Consider the following 512-nt stretch of genomic DNA (forward strand, 5'->3'; position numbering starts at 1 on the left):
GTTCATAGAGAGTGGTCAGGGGTATCTGGTTGTTGGAGTCCAGGACCAGCACAACCTGGTCCTTGTCCTTGGGCCAGTGCCCGTCGACGACTTGGTAGTTATCGGTGATGACCTTGGAGATGGGTGTCGCGTCCTCATCCTTGCCCGGCATGATCTCCGAGAAGGATTTGGGGCTGGTGTTGGTCTCAGTCTTGCCGGTCAGGCGGGACATCTGCATGGACTGCATGGCAGAGGGGTCGCCGGAGGGGTTCATGGAGGCCATCTGGCTGGCCACGGATCCCTGCTGGCCACCGATGGTCACCCCGTCGGCTGAGACCAGGGTCCCCTTGGGGTCGTGGTCGTAGATGGAGCACTTGGCATCGTAGGACTACTGGACGCCCACCCGGCCGCCATACTTGTTGAGTTCGATTTTGGTATTGTCCAGGTAGCGTTTGAAGACCGTGAGGTTGTTGGAGCTGATGTAGGAGGTCAGGTGTGATGGCTTGGTGATGACGGTCTCATTGGTGTTGATG

1 protein-coding gene is annotated in these 512 nt (G+C 58.4%); it reads right to left on the reverse strand.

The window, feature by feature from the left end:
- The coding region (locus CRD59_RS07565) for a hypothetical protein (RefSeq protein WP_130341230.1) at positions 1 to 274 on the reverse strand (274 nt) is incomplete at its 3' end.
- Positions 275 to 512: the final 238 nt, after the last annotated feature.

Source organism: Bifidobacterium xylocopae, assembly GCF_003315615.1.
Classification (GTDB): domain Bacteria; phylum Actinomycetota; class Actinomycetes; order Actinomycetales; family Bifidobacteriaceae; genus Bombiscardovia; species Bombiscardovia xylocopae.